General features: G+C 64.4%; 14 protein-coding genes. 6 read left to right on the top strand and 8 right to left on the bottom strand.

Annotated features, from left to right (window positions below):
* Positions 1–29 precede the first annotated feature (29 nt).
* Positions 30–1,904 (top strand): ArnT family glycosyltransferase, encoded by a 1,875-nt coding sequence (locus OHL12_RS08025; protein WP_263413305.1) that lies wholly within the window; start codon positions 30–32, stop codon positions 1,902–1,904.
* A 5-nt stretch (positions 1,905–1,909) separates the two neighbouring features.
* Here the strand turns inward: OHL12_RS08025 and OHL12_RS08020 are convergent, their stop codons facing one another.
* Both OHL12_RS08020 and OHL12_RS08015 read right to left on the bottom strand, forming a co-directional pair.
* Entirely contained in the window at positions 1,910–3,097 is a 1,188-nt protein-coding gene (locus OHL12_RS08020; RefSeq protein ID WP_263413304.1) for a glycosyltransferase, read from the bottom strand.
* The gene (locus tag OHL12_RS08015) at positions 3,094–3,558 is read right to left on the bottom strand and encodes a MerR family transcriptional regulator (RefSeq protein ID WP_263413303.1); all 465 of its coding nucleotides are present in this window, start codon (positions 3,556–3,558) and stop codon (positions 3,094–3,096) included. The genes OHL12_RS08020 and OHL12_RS08015 overlap by 4 nt, the downstream gene beginning before the upstream one ends.
* Positions 3,559–3,599: 41 nt before the next feature.
* Here OHL12_RS08015 and OHL12_RS08010 point away from each other — a divergent pair, with 41 nt between their 5' ends.
* Both OHL12_RS08010 and mnmA read left to right on the top strand, forming a co-directional pair.
* On the top strand, positions 3,600–4,700 hold the full coding sequence (locus tag OHL12_RS08010; RefSeq protein ID WP_263413302.1) for an SDR family NAD(P)-dependent oxidoreductase: 1,101 nt from the start codon (positions 3,600–3,602) through the stop codon (positions 4,698–4,700).
* A 457-nt stretch (positions 4,701–5,157) separates the two neighbouring features.
* Positions 5,158–6,288 carry a tRNA 2-thiouridine(34) synthase MnmA gene (gene mnmA, locus OHL12_RS08005; protein WP_263413301.1) on the top strand — a complete coding sequence of 377 codons (1,131 nt, stop codon included), beginning with the start codon at positions 5,158–5,160 and terminating at the stop codon, positions 6,286–6,288.
* Between the two features lie 3 nt (positions 6,289–6,291).
* Here the strand turns inward: mnmA and OHL12_RS08000 are convergent, their stop codons facing one another.
* Together OHL12_RS08000 and OHL12_RS07995 are read right to left on the bottom strand one after the other, a co-directional pair.
* On the bottom strand, positions 6,292–7,425 hold the full coding sequence (locus OHL12_RS08000; RefSeq protein WP_263413300.1) for a cysteine desulfurase family protein: 1,134 nt from the start codon (positions 7,423–7,425) through the stop codon (positions 6,292–6,294).
* Positions 7,426–7,486: 61 nt separating this feature from the next.
* Positions 7,487–8,230 carry a 3-keto-disaccharide hydrolase gene (locus OHL12_RS07995; protein WP_263413299.1) on the bottom strand — a complete coding sequence of 248 codons (744 nt, stop codon included), beginning with the start codon at positions 8,228–8,230 and terminating at the stop codon, positions 7,487–7,489.
* A 131-nt stretch (positions 8,231–8,361) separates the two neighbouring features.
* On the opposite strand from OHL12_RS07995, the gene OHL12_RS07990 reads away from it, so the two are divergent.
* Both OHL12_RS07990 and OHL12_RS07985 read left to right on the top strand, forming a co-directional pair.
* Positions 8,362–8,832, top strand: a complete 471-nt coding sequence (locus OHL12_RS07990) for a nuclear transport factor 2 family protein (RefSeq protein ID WP_317889835.1) — start codon at positions 8,362–8,364, stop codon at positions 8,830–8,832.
* A gap of 73 nt (positions 8,833–8,905) precedes the next feature.
* The gene (locus OHL12_RS07985) at positions 8,906–9,613 is read left to right on the top strand and encodes a hypothetical protein (RefSeq protein ID WP_263413297.1); all 708 of its coding nucleotides are present in this window, start codon (positions 8,906–8,908) and stop codon (positions 9,611–9,613) included.
* Positions 9,614–9,637: 24 nt separating this feature from the next.
* Here OHL12_RS07985 and OHL12_RS07980 read toward each other — a convergent pair whose 3' ends face one another.
* From OHL12_RS07980 to OHL12_RS07970, 3 genes are all read right to left on the bottom strand, one after another.
* Positions 9,638–10,954: an MFS transporter gene (locus tag OHL12_RS07980; protein WP_263413296.1), complete on the bottom strand. Its 1,317-nt coding sequence runs from the start codon at positions 10,952–10,954 to the stop codon at positions 9,638–9,640.
* A gap of 81 nt (positions 10,955–11,035) precedes the next feature.
* Entirely contained in the window at positions 11,036–12,175 is a 1,140-nt protein-coding gene (locus tag OHL12_RS07975; RefSeq protein WP_263413295.1) for a nuclear transport factor 2 family protein, read from the bottom strand.
* On the bottom strand, positions 12,172–12,939 hold the full coding sequence (locus OHL12_RS07970; protein ID WP_263413294.1) for an alpha/beta fold hydrolase: 768 nt from the start codon (positions 12,937–12,939) through the stop codon (positions 12,172–12,174). The genes OHL12_RS07975 and OHL12_RS07970 overlap by 4 nt, the downstream gene beginning before the upstream one ends.
* 165 nt (positions 12,940–13,104) lie before the next feature.
* Between OHL12_RS07970 and OHL12_RS07965 the strand changes: the two genes are divergently transcribed.
* Positions 13,105–14,187, top strand: a complete 1,083-nt coding sequence (locus OHL12_RS07965; protein ID WP_263413293.1) for a cupin domain-containing protein — start codon at positions 13,105–13,107, stop codon at positions 14,185–14,187.
* 82 nt (positions 14,188–14,269) lie between these two features.
* Here the strand turns inward: OHL12_RS07965 and hisD are convergent, their stop codons facing one another.
* Positions 14,270–15,586 (bottom strand): histidinol dehydrogenase, encoded by a 1,317-nt coding sequence (gene hisD / locus OHL12_RS07960; RefSeq protein WP_263413292.1) that lies wholly within the window; start codon positions 15,584–15,586, stop codon positions 14,270–14,272.
* Between the last annotated feature and the right edge of the window lie 11 nt (positions 15,587–15,597).

The following is a 15,597-nucleotide window of genomic DNA, read 5'->3' as shown; positions in this document are numbered from 1 at the left end:
TCCTCACCGTAGAATCTGCGAAGGCTCTCGTGTCCACCGCAACTGCACCCGTTCTCGAACCACCCGCTTCGCCGGGCACCGCACCGGCATCCACCGCGCGCGCACGATCCCTTCTGGCCCTCGTCGGCATCTGGCTTGTCCTCCACCTCGGCTGCCTCTTTGCCCCGGGCCTGCTCGACGACGTCGATTCCGTCTACATCGAAGTCGCGCGCGAGATGAACCTCCGCCACGACTACGTCACGCCCTACATCGACGGCATCCGCTTCTTTGACAAGCCGCCCCTCCTCTACTGGATGGCCGCCGGCTCCATGCGCCTCTTCGGCGCCCACGATTGGGCCGCTCGCCTCCCGCTCTCGCTCTGCGTCCTCGGCCTCTTCTTCGCCGTCTACGCCCTCGGCAAGCGCCTGTTCGGCGAACGCGGAGGCTTCTACGCCGCCCTCGCCATGGCCACCTCGCTCGGCCCCTACCTCTTCACCCGCTTCTACATCCCGGACATCCTCAACGCCCTTTGGATGACGCTCGGCGTCCACCTCTTCCTGATCGCGCTCGATCGCGTCCGCGACGGCCGCAGCACGGTCGCCCCCACCGTCTGGTTCAGCATCGTCATGGCGCTCAACCTGCTCACCAAGGGCCTCATCGGCGTCGTCTTTCCCATCGGCTTCGTCGTGCTGTACGCGCTCTGCACGCGCCAGCTCTCCGCGCTCCGCCGCATGCACCCGGTGCTGAACGCGGCAGTCTTCTGCGCCGTCGCTCTGCCGTGGCACATCCTCGCCGCCCTGCGAAACCCCGCCATCCCCATGCCCGCCGGCACCGGCCTGCCCGCGCGCGCCGGCTGGTTCTGGTTCTACGTCATCAACGAGCACTTCCTGCGCTTCCAGGGCAAGCGCATCCCGCACGACTACGGCCAGGTCCCCATCCCCATCTTCTGGTCCATGTTCGTGCTCTGGCTCATGCCGTGGTCTATCGTGCTGCCCGCCGCGCTCAGTCAGTCGTTCCGCATCTGGCAGCACCGCACGTCCGAAACCTTTCTCCGCAAGCAGAGCACGCTCACCCTCGTGCTCTGGTCCGGCATGGTCCTCGGCTTCTTCACGCTCTCCTCGCGCCAGGAGTACTACTCGCTCCCCGCTCTCCCCGCCCTGGCCCTCATGGCCGGCGGCGTCCTCGCAGCCGCCTCTGCCGACGCCCGCATCCGCCGCTCCATCCTTCTCTGGACGCAGTACCTCCTGCTCCCGCTCTGCCTGCTGATCGCGGTCGTCTGCGGCACCCTCGGCATCCTCTCGCACCCGCCCGCGCCCGGAACCGACATCTCCGAAGTCCTCTCCACCAGCAGCCTCGAGCAGTACCAGGTCTCGCTCGGCCACCTGCACGACCTCACCACCCGCGCCATGGGCTTCTTCCGCGCGCCGCTACTCTGGGTCGCCGTCGGCATGCTCATCGTCGGCCCCGCCGCCTGGTGGCTCCGCCGCCGCAGCCAGCACCACCTGGCCAACCTCACCATGTCCGCCGGCATGGTCGTCGTTCTTCTCTGCGTCCACAGCGGCCTCGCTCGCTTCTATCCCATTCTCGGCTCCCGCGAGATCGCCCAAGAGGTCAACCAGGTCCTCCAACCCAACGACCGCCTTATGGTCGACGGCGAGCTCGTCCTCGGCTCGTCCATGCTCTTCTACACGCAGCACCCCATGCTCTTGGTCAACGGCCGCGTCAACGGCCCATGGTTCGGCTCCTTCTGGCCCGACGCGCCGCCCATCTTCGCCACCGAAGCCGACCTGCACCGCGCCTGGACCGGCCCGGAACGCATCTTCCTGCTCACTTATGAAAAGGGCCGCGCCGCCGACCTGGGCCGCCTCGGCCCCACCCGCGTCTTCGCTGCGTCCGGCGGCAAACTCGTGCTCACCAACCGATAGCGCACTTACCGCGAAACCGACTCGGCCTGCAGCCGCCCATCCGGCATAATCCGGAACGACGTCCCGTGATACCGCGTGCTCGCCGGCAAAAAGCTCGCCAACCAGATCACAAAGCCGTACACGTCGCGCACCGGGTACACACACGCATCGCGAAAAGCCGTAGCCGACCCCAGCGCCCGCAACACGCTCCACGCCAGCGCCGCCCGCTGCACCACTGCAAACAGCAGAAAAGCAAAGGCAGCCCACAGCCTCCCATGCGCCAGCTCCACGCACATGCCCAGCAGCCCAAACGGCATGGCAAACGTCAGCCCCGTTCCCAGGTGCCCCAGCGGCCGCGACCTCCGCGTGCTCTGTGCCCACCGCAACTGGTTAAGAAAGCTCTGCGACGCACTTGCGGCAGTCACCACCAGTTCGATCACCTCCGTGCTGATCCGCACACCGCGGCCCTGCTCCGCCAGCCGGTGCCCCAGCACAAAGTCCTCAGCCCAGTAACTGCCCAACTCGTCAAACCCGCCCACGAGCTCAAACACCTCGCGCCTCTGGATCACCGTCACGCCCAGCGAAAAATCCGTGCCCGCCAGCATGTCGGCCACCAGCACGCCAGCGTTCATCTCCACCGACTTGCCCAGCGCATCCAGGTACAGGTAGGTCTCCGGCGTCTGCGCCCGGCCCAGATACAGGCTGAACGCCAGGTCCACCTCCGGGTCCTTCAACTCCTGGGCCAGCCGCTGCAGATGATCCGGCGCAATCCGCGCATCCGCATCGCTCGTCACCAGGATGTCCGCATCCGCCGCCTGCGCCATCACCGCCAGCGAGTACATCTTGGGATTCGGAAACTGCGGCTCGCCACACGTCAGAAAGCGCACGTTGCTGCCAGGGAACTCCGCCGCCACGCTCCGTGCAATCGCCAGTCCGGCATCGCCGGCGTGCCGCGCGCAAAACAGCAGCTCATATCCGCCCGGGTAGTCCTGCGTGAAAAAGCTGCGCAGGTTCTCTTCGAGGCCCGGCTCCGCTCCATGCAGCGGCTTCAACACACTCAGCCGCGGAAAAAACGTCGCCGCCCGCATCTGCCCTTGTTGCCGTCGCCGTCCGAAGCGGTGCGCCGCAGCCACCACCAGCGCCGCATAGATCGCGGAGGTGACGCTACCAACATAGGCCAGGCCAAGCACCGAGGTCGAAACCCACGGTGTCATCGCTTTTTCGCGTTCGTCTTGCCCAGCAGTGTGGGAGCTTCACGCCCCGCGTTCGCTTCCGACCGGCTGCGGCTCTGCACGTCCCGCGCTGCCAGCACCGGCCGCTGCAGCGGCACCAGCCCGGCGCTTGGCTGCTGCGCCTGTTGCATGCGCGTCAGCATCTCCGTCCGTACATAATCCACAAAGCCCTGCATCTCGGTGTTCATCTGTTCCATGCGTTCCCGCATCTGCAGAATGATGGCAATGCCGGCAATGTTTACGCCCAGGTCGCGTGCCAGGTTCAGAATGAACTCCAGCCGCTCCAGGTCGCCCTCGGTATAGAGGCGCGTATTGCCTTCACTGCGCGACGGCCGCAGCAAACCCTCGCGCTCGTATAGACGCAAAGTCTGCGGATGAATTTCATACATTTCAGCGACCGCTGAAATCATGTACGCTCCGCTTTTCTTTCTGCGTGTAGCCATCGCTGTCCATCTTAGCGGACACCCCGGGCGTCTTAGCAGACATGATTTTCCGGGCGATTCAGTATGGCGGCAACGCGGTTTGCCGGTACGGCAAATACAAGTTGCGCAAACACGCGGCAGAAAGCACGCTCGCGTTGGGCATCGTTGGCGCGGCGGTCGCGGTCACCTCGGCCATGATCGCGGCTCACCGTCGCCGCGCCATGCTGGGCAAAATCGTCGTCATCACCGGCGGCAGCCGCGGTCTCGGCCTCCAGCTCGCCGAGGTCTTCGGCAAGGCCGGAGCACATCTCGTCCTCGCCTCCCGCAATCAGGACGAGTTGAACGAGGCAGTGGGCCGCCTTCATCAGTGCGGAGCCATCCGCAACAGCGGCACCGCGCTCACCGTCGTCTGCGACGTCACCAAACCCGAAGACTGCAAACGCCTGATCGATCAGGCCATCGATCGCTACGGCCGCGTCGACGTCCTCATCAACTGCGCGGGCATCATTGACGTCGCGCCGTTCCAGGACCAGCCGCTCGAAGCCTTCGAGCAGTCCATGCAGATCAACTTCTTCGGCGCGCTCCACACCATTCAGGCTGTCCTGCCCCACATGCAACAGGCTCGCTCCGGCTCCATCGTCAACATCGGCTCCATCGGCGGCAAAATCGGCGTTCCGCACCTTCTGCCCTACGTCGCCAGCAAGTACGCCCTCACCGGCTTTACCCAGGGTCTGCGCGCTGAATTGAGCGGCACGGGCATCAACGTCACCCTCATTTCACCCGGCCTTATGCGCACCGGGTCGCACGTCAACGCACGGTTCGGCGGCAACTCCCAGGCCGAGTACCAATGGTTCGCCCTCGGAGCCACGCTGCCCGGCGCTTCCATCTCCGCCACCTCCGCCGCGCGCAAGATCTACAACGCCACGGTCGACGGCACCGCCGAGATCACCATCACGCCGCAAGCCAAGCTCGCCGCCCTCATCAACGGCGTAGCCCCCTCCTTTGCCTCCAACACCGCCGGCCTCATGAACCGCGCTCTACTCCCCAAGCCCAACGGCAACACGAAAACCGTCCCCGGCGGAGACCTCGAACAACCCACCTTCGGCCCCCTCCGCAAATGGAGCGACAGCCTCCAGCACAAAGGCAACGAGAACCCCGCTTAGTACTTCTCCAAGTCGCTTCTATCTTGGGCTCGTGTAGAAGATTCTGCTCGGTGCAGAAGATGGCAGTGTCATCCTGAGCGAAGCGAAGGATCTGCTCTCTTCCGGAGCGGCACAGCCATTCAGGCGATCTCAGCCGGACCTAACTCGGAGCGGGGGAGTGCGGGACCGCTCGCCCCACCGAAACCTGTCAACCCCCGAATCACCCACTCGGCCCCGCAACTCACACAGCCCTCACCACTTACGGCCAGGAAATACTGGGCACCCTATTTCCACCCACCTCGCTAAAATAGAAGTAGCTCTGCATCCGGAGTTTTGACGTCCGCTCAACGAATGCACGCTAAGTAGCTCCATAGCAGGAACTTACGCCTAAGTTCCTACCGGAGAAGAACTTACGCAGCAAGCGCGGCCTAACTCGCCGGAATACAAGAACTTAGCAAAAAAGGGAGGAGGGGGGAGTATGCCAGAAACCATCGCCGTAGCCATGTCCGGCGGCGTCGACTCCTCCACCGTCGCCGCTCTGCTCAAGCGCGAAGGCCACAACCTAATCGGCCTCACCCTCCAGCTCTGGGACCAGCGCCGCCTCGCCGGCCACGAAGGCATGCCGGAGGCCGTGCAGGGCCGCTGCTGCTCCATCGACGACGTCTACGACGCTCGCCGCGTCGCCGAACAGCTCGGCATTCCGTACTACGTTGTGAACCATCAGCGCCGCTTCGAGCAGGACGTCGTCCAGCCGTTCGTAAACGAATACCTGAACGGCCGCACGCCCATCCCGTGCACCCTCTGCAACAACCACCTCAAGTTCGACCAGCTCCTGACCACCGCCCGCCAGATCGGCGCGACCAAGGTCGCCACCGGCCACTACGCACGCGTCGAGTTCGACGAAACCGCCGACAACCACTGCGGCCGCTGGCTGCTGAAGCGCCCAGCCGACACGGCAAAAGACCAAAGCTACTTCCTCTTCGGCCTCACGCAGGACCAGCTCGCGCACTCGCTCTTTCCGCTCGGCGGCATGGTTAAGCCCGACGTCCGCGCGCTCGCCGAGTCCGAAAACCTGCGAGTCGCCCACAAGCCCGACTCGCAGGAAATCTGCTTCATCCCGGGCGGCGACTACAAAACCTTCCTCGCCGCGTACCTCGACGAGCAGGGCCGCGAGATGCCAGCGACCGCTGGCGATCTGGTCACGCCCGACGGGGAAGTCCTCGGCTCGCACGACGGCATCCACCACTTCACCGTGGGCCAGAAAAAGGGCGTCCAGCAGCGCCTGCACTCGCACCACGCGACGCCGTTCTACGTGCTCGGCATCGAACCCGCAAAGAATCGCGTCGTCATCGGCGAAGAATCGCTGCTGCACCAGCGCTCCGCGACCGCCGATCGCCTGAACTGGATCAGCATCGCCGAACTGCGCGAGCCCATGCGCGTGCTCGCCAAGATCCGTCACCGCCACGAACCCGCGCCCGCAATCATCCGTCCACTTGGCGATTCGCAGGTGCAGATCGAGTTCGACGAGCCGCAGCGTGCCGTCACGCCCGGCCAGGCGGCGCTCTTCTTCGACGGCGAGAACGTAGTCGGCGGCGGTTGGCTCCGCTAGCCGTTACCCGATCGAGCGCAGCCGCTCCACCGTTTCAACCAGAGCCGTCAGCGCCGCTTCAAGCTCGTCCCAAGTCGTGAGCCGGGACATCGAAATCCGAACCGTCGACCGCGCCTCCGCATCACTCAACCCCATCGCACGCAACACATGCGATGGCTCGACAGCCCCCGACGTGCAAGCGGATCCACCGCTGATCGAGACACCGCGCAGATCCATCGCAATCACCAGAGCCTCCGCATCCACGCCGTCGAACCGCACCGACGTCGTGTTAGGCAGCCGCGCAACCTCGACGCCGTGAATCGTCGCTCCCGCAACGCGTCGCAGCAGCTCGCTCTCAAACTGCCGACGCTTGTGCTCAAGCTCAGCACCCTCGGTGGTAAGCCAAGCTGAGGCAAGCGAAGCCGCTTCGCCGAAGCCAACGATGCCTGGAACGTTCTCCGTGCCGGCACGGCGCTGCCGCTCATGCGGTCCCCCAAACAGCAGTGGCCGAATCTGCAATCCACGGCGCACCCAAAGCGCGCCGACGCCTTGCGGCGCGTGCATCTTGTGCGCCGAAAGACTTAGGAGATCGCAGCCCAGATCACGTACGCGGATCGGCAGCTTGCCACCGCACTGCACAGCGTCGGTGTGCACCAGAATGCCGCGCTCGCGCGCCAGCGCCGCCAATTCCTGCACCGGCTGCAGAACACCCGTTTCATTGTTGGCCAGCATCAGGCTGATCAGCTTCGTGTTGTGCCGCAGCGCCGCTCGGATCGCATCGACTTGCACGACGCCATCGCGATCCGGATCGACAATCGTCACTTCCGCGCCGCGCCGCTCAGCTTCATGCGCAGCATGCAGCACGGCATGGTGCTCAATGCTCGAAGTCATCAGGTGATCGCCCGCAGCAAGCGTGCCAAAGATCGCCTGGTTATCCGCTTCGGTGCCGCTGCCCGTGAATGTGATCTCGTTCGCGCGTGCACCGATCAAGGCAGCGACCTGTTCCCGCGCATGATCCACAGCTTCGCGCGCGTCGCGGCCGTGCGAATGCACGGCAGACGCGTTGCCAAAGCGCTCGGTCCACCATGGCTGCATGGCCACAACCACCTCCGGCAGAACTGGCGTGGTCGCGTTGTTGTCCAGGTAAATGCGCGGCATAGAAGGTTGGATGAGCGCCGCCAGGTGCAAGCATCAGCTGCCAGCAGCGCACCCTCGTCCGTTACAGCAGCGGATACAGTACGAGGTTGCGGAAGTAAAGTTCCGAGCCTTCGGACTGAAACAGGATCTTGCCGCTCGTCGGAAAGGCATCCGTGCCCTCGTTGGCCAGCTTGCCGTTCACGTATTGCCACACGTGGCCGTTGCGATTCACCAGCTCCAGCACGTTCCATTCGCCGTGCGGCTTCTCCACTTCGTTGACCGGGTCGCGATAGCCTGCGACGTTTTCGTACGGACCTTTGTTGATGCGATCGATCTTGTAAGCTCCGCCCGCCGGGCCGGTCACGCGTGTGCCATCGCGGCCGGTGAGCGCCGCGCCATCCGTCATCCAGAAGTCGCCGGTGCAGCCCTCGTTGATCTGGAACTCGACCGAGCGCGGCCACACCTTGTTCGGCCCCTGGATGTTGTACAGAATGCCGCTGTCGCGCGCCTTGCCTTCGCGCTCACCGTATGTCCCTTCGCCCCACTTGAACTCGGCGCGCAGGTAATAGTTGGAATACTCCTGCTTGGTGATGATGTAGCCCATCTGCTTGCCTGAAACGTGTATCACGCCGTGCTCGACGGCGAAGACATGGTTCGCGTCAGAGTTCAGGCCGGTGTCTTTCAGGAAGACATCGAAGCCGTTCAGGTCTTTGCCGTCGAACAACTGCAGGCCGGGTCCGTGCTTCGGAATGGCTGGTGTTTGCGCCGCGGCTGCCAGCGAGCCTGCGCTGACGGCCAGGAGAAGAAGAATGGATCGGATGCGCATGCGGCGGGTTCCTTTTGGAACGGGTCGGCTGCAAATGTCGCCCGTTGAACAAAGAAGATTATGTTCCGTGACAAGTGTGGCAGACAAACCGCAACCCTGCTCTGTCCGGAAGATGGGCCGTGCGCGATAAAATGCGCAACATGAACAGGCGTGCGGTGCGGGCTCTCTGCTTCGGATCGATGCTGGGCATCGGTTGTATGTGTGCTGCCTCTGCTCAATTGGCAGAAGAGCAGGCTGTGCTGGCGCCGATCCGGGCTATGTTCGACGGGATGTCGAAGCGGGATGCGACGGCGATCAAGGCGCCGACGCTGCCGGGCGGTGCGATGGTGCTGATGCGCGACGGCAAAGCAACGCAGATGACGTTTGAATCCTTTGCGGAACGCGTTGGCAAGCCAGGCACGACGGCGATCGAGGAGCGCATCCACAATCCACTTGTCCGCATCGACAACGATCTTGCCGTGGTCTGGGCGCCTTTCGAGTTTTTGGTCGACGGCAAGGTCGACCACTGCGGCACAGACCTGTTTGACATGGTGCGCGTGGATGGCAAATGGGTGATCGCCAGCGTTGCGGATACGGGTACAAAGGCCTGCGCGTCACGCTGAACATCCGCAGTGCGCAAAGCCGACGCGTGCGCTCGGCTTCCTTGCTCGATTGCGATCGCACCATGCCACATCTATGCCGGTAAAGCCGCAGTCAGGGCCGGCAGAGCCGTCGGCCACGGGGCCACGCTTTGTGGTGCTCGAACGGCAGCGCCTGGGTGCGGGGTCAATTGCGCTGGCTTTTGTGATTGCGGCGGTGGTGATAGCAGCGCTGCATGTAGGGCTGAGTCACAGAACCGTGCGTCGCTTGCGCGATGAAGCCATGCGGGTCGCTCGCGGTGGAGCTCCAATGCCGGAGCCTCCGGAGGACGACAAGGACGACGATCCGAACCAGATCGACGTGATCGCGTTGGGCGATCCTGCGGATGCGCCCGTGCCGGCGCGGCGCATCAGCCACAGCGGCCGTGTGCACCCGACCATCATGGTGCACCTGCCGCGCTTCGGGCCCGAGGTCGGGCTGATTCCCAACTCGGCGGTAGGACACCTGCTCTACGGCTGGCTGGCGGCGTTCAACCAGACGAATGCTGAGGCGATGCAGGCTGTGCTGCCGAGCGAAGTGTCCGGCCTGTCAGCCGAGGCCCAGATGGAGTTACGACAGCAGACGGGCGGTTTCGGTCTGCTGAGCGCGAAGGAGGTGGCACCGGGCGTGCTGGTCTTTCGCATGCGCGATCAAACGCCCGAGGGCAGCGAGGTGCTGGGTACGCTGGTGATGCGGCCGGGCAGCGATCCGCCAGAGATCGACAGCTTCAGCCTGCGATCGGTGCCGCCGGAGGATGCTCACTAAGTTGTGACCGCGCCAGCCTGGGGCCTAAGCGTGTCGGCGCATAGTCTCCGGCAGGCTGAGCCAGATGAATGCTGCCACGGCGAAGATGAGGCTGCTGACGAGCATGCCGGCCTGCATGCCGAAGTGCTCCGCGATCTGGCCCGTGAGGATCGGCGAAAAAAAGCTGACGAGGCGGCCCCAGTTGAAGATGGAGCTGGCCGTCGACTTCAGGTGCGGCGGGTAGAGCTCCGCAAGCCACGGTCCCCAGATGACGCTCGCGGAGAGAGCGAATCCGTACAGGCTTCCGATGCCAAGCAGCAGCCACTGGTCCGCGGGAACCGTGAGATAGGCAACGATGGCGGCGGCCGTGATGAAGAAGCCGATCGCGCCGGAGCGGCGGCCGAAGCGATCGCTAAGACCACCCCAGAAAAAGCCGCCAAGGATGTTGCCAGCGAACTGCGCCGCGACCAGGTGGCCAACAACGTCTTTTGGCAGGTGGCGCGTGTTGAGCAGGTAGGTGGTCAGCCATCCGCTAAACGCCTGGTAGGCGAAGAAGTTCAGGCCGGTCATGCTCGCCAGCAGCAGCGTCTGCCGTCGCAGCGCGGGCGTGAAGAGTTCGGCGAGCGGCAGTTTGCCTGAACCGGATTTGTAGGAGCGCTCAGCGGAAGGAATCGCGATGTAGGCAAGCACAGCGAGCAGCAGCGGCGGCAGACCGCCGATCCAAAGCAGGGTGCGCCAGTCGTGGTGGCCCAGATGTCCGAAACACAGGCCGAGCGTGATGATGGCGAGTGAGAACGTAGCGTTGATGGCGGAGGCGAGCTTACCGCGCAGCGTGGGGCGGAACAGCTCCACGTAAATGCCAACCACAACCGGGAAGCTGCCGCCAAGAAATAAGCCGAGCACGAACCGCTGCAGAAGCAGGCCGACGTAGCTGTGGACTAGCGTACCCGCGAGCAGAAGCGCGCCATAGCCAGCCATGACCACGACCAGCATGTTGCGCTTGCCCAGCTTGTCAGCAAGTTGGCCGATGGAGATGGCGCCGATGAGAGCGCCAGCGCCCTGCGCGGAATAGGCCGAGCCCGCCTGCGTGAGCGTGAGGCCGAGGCTGGCACGGAACAGTGGGCGAAGGACGTCGACGGTGTTCCAGGCCCAACCGTAGAAGAACTCCGCGATCAGCAGGAAGCCGAATGCTACTAGCCTTCGCCGAAGCGGCAGGTGCAGAAGACCGCCGCCTGGAGCGCCAGAACCCGACGGCGGCAAGCTCGTGACCACGGAACCCTCATCCGTCTGCAGGACGGCGAGGTTGGGATCGGAGACGAGCGCCGCGGAGGGACGGGATCGGCGAAAGAGGTTGCTGCGCATACGGCACCCCAGTGAGCATCTGGCCTACAGGATTGGGCAGGGAAGCCCGGCCTTGCCGAACGCCGGACTGCCCGGATGCAGCTACGCGGCTGCGCGGTGCAGAGCGCCGAGCTTCAGTTGGACGAGCATGGAGAGCTCGTCGTAGAGCGTCCATTCGTCGACGATTTTGCCGTCACGAATGTGCAAATGCGTAAAGCCCATCACGACCAGCTTGTGACCCGTGGGCGCGCCCAGCGAACCGTAGCCAAGGTGATGGCCGTCCATCACCCAGCGAATCGCGACCTTGGTGCCGCCCTCTTCGCTTTCGACCGAGCAGATGTGCTGCGGAACGTAAGCGCAGTCAGGGATCATCGCGACCAGGCGCATGGTCTGCTGCATGACCGCGGCGGGACCATAGAGCTCACGCATCAGCGGTCCGTGCCACTGGCAGTTCGAGGCGTAGATCTCGCCGATCTTGCCGAACATGCGCTTGTTGAAGATGTGATGAAGCCAGCGCATGACTTCCGCTTCCAGCTCGGTGTGTGCGAGCGAAAGATCCGGTTCGGTTTCGGGTGGGTACTGACCCAGCAGACGGCGATTTTCTGAGATCTCAACAACAGCTTCGCCGGCGTCGAACTTTCGTTGCGCGATGGTCGCGGCATACTCGTGCGGGTCGATGCCGAGTTGAACCAACTGCGCCATGTTGTCGCGGGCGACCCACTCGCGGTAGATCTTGTTCTCCACGATCATGCAATCGACGATGGTGCGTGTGACAAACGTGCGGCCCGTCGGCTTGCCGAAGATGCCGTACTCGGTATGGCGTCCGGTGCCGTGCGTCATGTGCGAGGTGTAGAAGCCGTTCACATCGTCGCCGCGCCACACGATGGACGTTGCCATGCCACGGCGATCGGGCAACTCGACGATGCGCTGGATCGTTTCGCGGACGATGCTTTCGCGGTCGTACATGGTGCCGAGCACTCCGTAGAGGACGCAGTTGTGCGTGTAGTGCGTGTAGATGAGGCCCACATCGCGCTCGTCCCAAATGCGGTGCGTGCAACGAACGATGTAGTCGACGATGTCGGTGTAGACCGGATCGAAGCCGCGCATGCTCTGCACACGGGGACGGTCGTTGGGGACGAGCTCGGTGAAGTCGCGGCGCTCGACCTGTAGAACTTTGCCGTCCTGCTGCGCCTCGTCTGCCTGCGACGCGTTTGTGTTTGCGGCGGTTTGCTGCTGGCTCACTCGGACTCTCGTTTCATCGGTTCGTCGCCCTGGTGCATGCCGGATGCGAGCCAGGCCTTGTGCTGTGCGGAGGAGATGGGTTGGAACCATGCTGCCACAGCCGAGGCGATTTCGTCCGCTTGTTCGTACACGGCGAAGTGTCCGGCTGCGGGAAGCAACACGCTCGTGCTGTGGGGAAGTGCGCGGGCGAGATATTGCTGGGCGGCTGGCGGGCACAAGGGATCCGCTTCGCCAGAGACGATGAGGGCCGGGCATTTGACAGCGCTGAGGCGCTTGCAGAAGTCAGATCGCCCGAGTGCCTGCTGCGTCTGCCGAGCGAAGGCGGTGTGACCGAGCGCTGTTGCCATGTCTTGCAGCAGCGGCAGCAGTTGGGTGTCGTTCGGCTGGCCGCCGTAGTCGGGCCACAGATGTTCGCGCACGAATCGCGCCATGGGCATGGAGGCCGCCAGACTTACGGCCTCGCGGCGGCTGGCAAGGCGTTCTGGCGGCACCGCCAGCGGCGTGGTGCTGAGCAGAGCGAGGCCACAGACACGGGTGGGTGCGCGCAGCACCGCCTCCATGGCCACCATGCCGCCGAGCGAGAAGCCGACAAGGGCAAAGCGCGCGGGCGCCGTGGCGAGGACCTCCTCTGCGGCCTGCTCAAGGGACGGCGCTTCGGCTGTGAGAAAAACGTGCGTGTTCTGCGCGCCGAGCCTTTTCAGCAGGGGCTCAAAAATGCGGGCGTCGCACAGGGTTCCGGGCAGCAATACCAGCGGTAGGTCCATAAGGTTTCCGTCAGCATCAGGATCGGCGTGCACGGGATGAAGCTATACGCCCAGCGCTGCACAGGCAAGGCGCGAGCCGCCCGATTTCGGCCGCTGCGGTTCGCGCGTGGGTACAATCGACTCGTTCGGCGGAGGCGACCTGTTGCCGCGCCATGGAGCACAGACATGTCAGCAATAAATCCTTCCGCCTGGACGCTTGAGGCGATGCGCGAACGCCTGGTTCGCTATGCCGACCTGCAGGCCTGCCGCACGGCGTTCATTGATACGCGCACGCCCGGATCCACGGAGAAGGAGAACTTCACCATCATCGGGCCCGGAGTGTCGGAGAGCCCGGACCAGCATGTGCACATCCGCGAGAAGCATGGCTTCAACATCGGTGGGGCGCGGCAGCCGTTTGGCTGCGTGAACTCACAACACAGCCACGACACGGCCGAGGTGTTCGTAGTGCACACGGGCCACTGGCGGCTGCACTTTGGGCCCAATAAGGAAGATGGATCGCTCGACATTGGTCCGGGCGATGTCGCCTCCGTGCCGATCCATATGTTCCGCGGCTTCAGCAAGCTGGACCAGGGCAAGGGCTTTCTGTGGATGCCGTTAGGGCAGGACGATCCCGGCAAGGTGACGTGGGCGCCCGCGGTGTTCAAGGCGGCGGAAGATCACGGCCTGAAGCTCGCGAAGGGCGGCAAGCTGATTGACACGACCAGTGGCAACTACGAATTGAAGGAAGTCGAGTTGGAGACGCCACCGAGCGAAGCGGCTTTGGAGCAGTTAAAGACGCCGTCGCTGGAGCAGCTTGAGCGTTGCGTTGTCCGCGCCGAGCAGATGGTGGCGAATCCCCAGTCGCCGCTGGCCGGCGAGGGCGTGGAAGAAGCTGGCGTGATCGTGCCGCAGGAGACGCCGGACCACTTCCCGGCGGGGCCGATTGCGGGATGGTGGCCGCATGACTTTAACCTGCGCCGGCTGACGCTGCAGACGGGTGCCTATGTGCCGCTGCATGCGCGCAAGGAGGTTGAGGTGTTGTTCGTCCAGAGCGGCACGGTGGAAGTCGGCTGGAAGAACGGTGATGGGGAAGAGTCCCTGCTGATGGGTGCGGGCGATACGCTGTCGATGCCCGTGGGCGTGCAGCACAGTTTCCGGAACACCTCGTCGGCACCGGCGGTACTCTTCGTGGTGCGTGGCACCGAGCAGCCACAGATGCCGGTATTTGCTTCGGCACCGATTGAGGAACTGGCGGGCGCAAGCGCGTAATTCAGTGCAACGAGCGCTGTAGTCAGTGCAAACAGAGAAGGCCCGCGAGATGCGCGGGCCTTTCTGTTTGCGTACGGCTTGCCTACCGCGTGAGCGCGGCGAAGGTGGCTGCCTTGCGATCCACGCGGGCAGCGGCGGCGCGGCGATGGCCCTCCAGGCCCTCGCTGGCGCTCTGACGCGTTGCGGGCCCAGCGACCAGGCCAACGGCGCTGTCGTCGAGCCACTGGTGCGTCGCGATCTTCACATACGAGCCGACCCACAGGCCGCCGGTGTAGCGGCCGGCGTGCATGGTGGGCAGCGTGTGATTCGTGCCCACGCACTTGTCGCTGTAAACCACGCTGGCGTTTTCGCCAATGAACAGTGAGCCGTAGTTGCGCAGCTTCTTCGCGAATTCGCGCGGCTCTGCGGTGTGCACCTGCAGGTGCTCGGCAGCGATGAAGTCGGAGTAGGCGATCATCGCGGCTTCATCGGCACAGAGCGTGATCTCGCCGTAGTTGGCCCAGCTTTCCGCGGCGATCTTCGCGGTGGAGAGCGTCTCGAGCTGCTTCTGTACCTCGTCCGCGGTGGCAAGAGCGAGCTTCTCGTCCGTGGTGATCAGGCCCACGCGGGTGCGCACGTCGTGCTCGGCCTGCGCCAGCAGATCGGTGGCGATCAGGTCGGGCTTGCCGGTGCTGTCGGCCACCACGAAGATCTCCGACGGTCCGGCGAGCTGGTCGATGCCGACCGGTCCGAACACCTGGCGCTTGGCCTCGTTCACGAACGCATTACCGGGACCGACGATCTTGTTCACCTGCGGCACCGACTCCGTGCCGAACGCCATGGCCGCGATGGCCTGTGCGCCGCCGATGCGGAAGATGCGGTCTGCGCCGGACAGATGGCAGCCCGCGATCATCGCCTGATGCGCATTCGGCGGCAGGCAGGCGACGACCTCATCGCAGCCCGCGACCTTGCCCGGAACGATTGTCATGATGGGCGCGGAGAGCAGGGGGAAGCGGCCACCGGGAACGTAGGCGCCCACGCGCTCGATGGGGATGACCCGATGGCCCAGGTGCAGGCCGGGCAGCGCTTCGATTTCGAGCGGCTGGATAGTGCCGAGCTGCGCCTGCGCGAAGCGGCGCACGTTTTCGATGGCGAACTCGGTGTCTTCACGGGTCTGCTTTTCGAGTGCATCCACGGCGGCCTGCCGGTCGGCTGCACTGACCTCGAATTGATCAAGGTCGGCTTTGTCGAAGCGCTGCGAGTACTCGCGGATTGCGGCGTCACCGCGGTTCTGCACCTCACGCAGGATCTCCTGCACCAGGCCGACGACATCGGCTGTGTCTGCAACGGAACTGCGCCCCGGTGCCTTGGTATAGCGCACCCGTCCTTCAAAGCCTGCCGGAAACTGCTCCGTGCTCATGATTCTGTGTG

It is taken from the genome of Terriglobus aquaticus (genome assembly GCF_025685415.1).
Lineage (GTDB): Bacteria > Acidobacteriota > Terriglobia > Terriglobales > Acidobacteriaceae > Terriglobus > Terriglobus aquaticus.
This window is presented reverse-complemented; position numbering and strand designations above follow the sequence as displayed.